4 protein-coding genes are annotated in these 3,974 nt (G+C 68.5%); all 4 read left to right on the plus strand.

Going from position 1 to position 3,974, the window contains the following annotated elements:
• A partial coding sequence (locus ACWIE7_RS00985) for a transketolase-like TK C-terminal-containing protein (RefSeq protein ID WP_454068377.1) occupies window positions 1–747 on the plus strand: 747 nt, incomplete at its 5' end.
• The gene (gene tal / locus ACWIE7_RS00990) at window positions 744–1,853 is read left to right on the plus strand and encodes a transaldolase (protein ID WP_454068378.1); all 1,110 of its coding nucleotides are present in this window, start codon (window positions 744–746) and stop codon (window positions 1,851–1,853) included. The genes ACWIE7_RS00985 and tal, both read left to right, overlap by 4 nt.
• Entirely contained in the window at window positions 1,850–3,424 is a 1,575-nt protein-coding gene (zwf, locus tag ACWIE7_RS00995; protein ID WP_454068379.1) for a glucose-6-phosphate dehydrogenase, read from the plus strand. The genes tal and zwf overlap by 4 nt, the downstream gene beginning before the upstream one ends.
• The coding region (locus ACWIE7_RS01000; RefSeq protein ID WP_454068380.1) for a glucose-6-phosphate dehydrogenase assembly protein OpcA at window positions 3,409–3,974 on the plus strand (566 nt) is incomplete at its 3' end. The genes zwf and ACWIE7_RS01000, both read left to right, overlap by 16 nt.

The raw sequence follows: 3,974 nt of genomic DNA on the forward strand, positions 1-3,974 counted from the left end.
GGTCCCACCCGGCCGTACGGCGGGACGTTCCTCATCTTCAGCGAGTACATGCGGCCGGCGGTCCGGCTGGCCGCCCTCCAGGGCAGTAACGCGTACTACGTGTGGACCCACGACTCGATCGGACTCGGCGAGGACGGGCCCACGCACCAGCCCGTCGAACAGTTGGCCGCGTTGCGCGCCATCCCCGGCCTGGCGATCCTGCGTCCGGCCGACGCCAACGAGACGGCAGCCGCGTGGCGGGCCATGCTGATGGCCCTCGACGGCCCCAAGGGCCTGTGTCTGACCCGTCAGGACGTTCCGGTTCTCGAGGGCACAGCCGAGTCGGCGCGCGAGGGCGTCGAGCGCGGTGCGTACGTGCTCGCGGAGGCGTCCGCAGGCGTCCCCGAGGTGATCCTGATGGGCACAGGTTCCGAGGTGCAGCTCGCGGTGGCCGCGCGCGAGGTCCTCGAGTCCGAGGGTGTGCCGACCCGGGTCGTCTCGGTGCCGTGTGTCGAGTTCTTCGATCAGCAGGACGCTGAGTACCGCGAGTCCGTCCTGCCCCGTGCCGTTCGCGCCCGTGTCTCGGCCGAGGCGGGAATCGCGATGCCGTGGTACCGCTTCCTCGGTGATGCCGGCCGGGCCGTCTCCCTGGAGCATTTCGGTGCCTCGGCGCCCTATCAGACCCTGTTCACCGAGTTCGGGATCACCGCCGACGCGGTGGTCGCGGCCGCCCGTGAGTCGCTCGCGGCTGTTGCCGAGGAGGCATGATGACCAACGCTAATCTCGCCGCGCTCAGCGCTGCCGGCGTTTCCGTCTGGCTCGACGATCTGTCGCGCCAGCTCATCGGATCGGGTGAGTTGGCGTCGCGGATGTCGACCTACTCGGTGGTGGGTGTCACCACCAACCCGGCGATCTTCCAGTCGGCTCTGTCCGATTCGTCGGCGTACGAGTCGGCTCTCACCGAGGCGGTGGCCGCCGACCGCGACGTCGATGCGGTCCTCCGTGCGCTCACCACCGCGGATGTCCGCGATGCGTGCGATGTCCTGGCGGACACCTTCCGGTCGACCGGCGGTGTTGACGGACGAGTGTCTCTCGAGGTCGATCCGCGACTCGCGGATCAGACCGAGGCCACGGTCACCCAGGCCGTGGAGCTCGCCGACGTCGTGGACCGCCCGAACGTCATGATCAAGATTCCCGCCACCGCGGCCGGGCTGCCGGCCATCACCGAGGTGATCGGTAAGGGTATCGACGTCAACGTCACGCTGATCTTCTCGGTCGATCAGTACCGTAAGGTCGCGCAGGCGTACATCGCCGGTCTCGAACGGGCAGCGGAGGCAGGTCATGACCTGTCGACAATCCACTCGGTCGCGTCCGTCTTCGTCTCCAGACTCGACACCGAGATCGATTCACGTCTCCCGGAGGACTCCGCGCTGCGGGGTCAGGCCGGGCTCGCGAATGCGCGTCTGTGCCAGGAGGTCTACGACGAGCTGTTCGATCCGTCCGGGCGTTTCGGCGCACTCGCTGATCGCGGTGCTCGCCCGCAGCGCCTGCTCTGGGCCTCGACCGGGGTCAAGGACCCCGCTTACCCCGACACGCTGTACGTGACGGGGCTGGTCACGCACGGGACGGTCAACACCATGCCCTTCGCCACCATGGAGGCGTTCGCTGATCACGGGGTACTCGAGGGCGACACCGTCCGTGGCTCGGCTGCTGCCTCCCGTGCGACCCTCGACGCCCTCCGCGCGGACGGGATCGACCTCGACGAGGTCTTCGCGCTGCTCGAGCAGCAGGGCGTCGAGAAGTTCGTCACGGCGTGGGACGCCCTGTCGGACACCGTGAGGTCGCGGATCGACGAGATCCCGGCAGGTTCGTGAGCGAGTCGGCCCCGGGGCACCGCCCCGGCGCGGTCGGCTCCGAGGCACCGGAGCCGACCAACCCACTACGCGATCCGCGAGACCGACGTCTCCCCCGGATCGCCGGCCCGTCGGGCCTGGTGATCTTCGGCGTCACCGGTGATCTGTCCAAGAAGAAGCTGATCCCGGCGGTGTACGACCTCGCCAACCGCGGTCTGCTTCCTCCCGGGTTCTCGCTCATCGGTTTCGGCCGTAGGAAGTGGTCGAGCGAGCAGTTCGCGGAGTTCGCTCGCGAGTGCGCGCGAGAGAAGTGTCGGACCCCGTTCCGCGAGGACGTGTGGGACCAACTCGCCGCCGGACTGCGGTTCGTGACCGGAACGTTCGACGACGACGAGGGCTTCGATCGCCTCGCGGACGAGCTGGAGGTGCTGGAATCAGAGCGCGGCACAGCCGGGAACTATGCGTTCTACCTGTCGATTCCCCCGGACGACTTCCCCACGGTCTGTCGGCACCTCGACCGGACCGGCGCCACCAGGGGGCCGGACGGGTCCTGGCGACGGGTGGTGATCGAGAAGCCGTTCGGTCATGACCTCGACAGCGCGAGAGAACTGAACGACGTGGTGGGGGCGGTCTTCCCGGAGGACTCCGTCTTTCGGATCGACCACTACCTGGGCAAGGAGACCGTCCAGAACATTCTGGCCCTCCGGTTCGCGAACCAGCTGTTCGAGCCTGTCTGGAACGCCAATCACGTGGACCACGTGCAGATCACGATGGCCGAGGACATCGGATTGGGTGGCCGCGCCGGCTACTACGACGGGATCGGAGCGGCACGGGACGTCATCCAGAACCACCTCATCCAGTTGATGGCACTGGTGGCGATGGAGGAACCCACCGACTTCTCCGCAGCAGCACTCCGGGCGGAGAAGACCAAGGTCCTGGAGTCGACTTCCCTGGCGCTGCCCATAGCCGAAACCGCCGCGCGCGGTCAGTACTCGGCCGGGTGGCAGGGCTCCGAGCACGTCGTCGGGCTCAAGGAGGAGGAGGGGTACGACCCCTCGTCCACCACCGAGACGTACGCCGCGATCACGCTCGAAGTCCACAACCGGCGATGGGCCGGCGTGCCGTTCTATCTGCGCACCGGCAAGCGTCTCGGACGCCGCGTCACCGAGATCGCCGTGGTGTTCCGCCGCGCCCCGCACCTGCCGTTCGACGCGACCATGACCCAGGAGCTGGGCCAGAACGCGCTTGTCATCAGGGTTCAGCCCGACGAGGGGGTCACGCTCCGGTTCGGCTCGAAGGTCCCGGGGACGGCCATGGAGGTCCGCGACGTCAACATGGACTTCGCCTATGGCGAGGCGTTCACCGAGTCCTCCCCCGAGGCGTACGAGCGGCTCATCCTCGACGTCCTCCTGGGCGAGCCGTCCCTGTTCCCCGTCTCCCGAGAGGTCGAACTGAGCTGGATGTTGCTCGATCCCGTGCTCTCGGAGTGGGCGTCGCAGGGAACCCCTGAGCAGTACCAGGCCGGAACGTGGGGGCCGGAGGGCGCCGACGAGATACTGGCCCGTAGCGGCCGGGCATGGAGGCGACCGTGATCATCGACCTTCCCGACACCTCCACGCGGGAGATCGCCAAGAAGCTGGTCCAGATCCGTGAGGAATCCGGCCTCAGCACCATCGGCCGTGTCCTCACGCTCATCGTGCTCACCGACCATGTCCGTGGGAGCGAAGCGGCGATCGATGCCGCCAACGAGGCGAGCCGCGAGCACCCCTGTCGCGTGATCGTGGTCATCCGCGGACGCCGCGCCGACGGTGATCGCCTCGACGGACAGATCCGGGTCGGTGGAGACGCCGGCGCGGCGGAGGTGGTCGTGCTGCGGACCTCCGGCGGCCTGGCATCGCAATCGGCCGCGATCGTCACTCCCCTGCTCCTGCCCGACACCCCCCTGGCGGTGTGGTGGCCCCGGCACTCCCCGACGCTGTTGTCCGAGGACAAGGTCGGGCGGCTGGCACGGCGTCGCATCGTCGACTCCGACACGGAGGGGCACCCGACCGACGCGCTGGTCAAGCGTGCGGCCGGCTACTCGCCGGGCGATACCGATCTGGCGTGGGCACGGATCACCCACTGGCGGTCGCTGCTCGCCGC

Source organism: Dietzia sp. NPDC055343, from assembly GCF_053645265.1.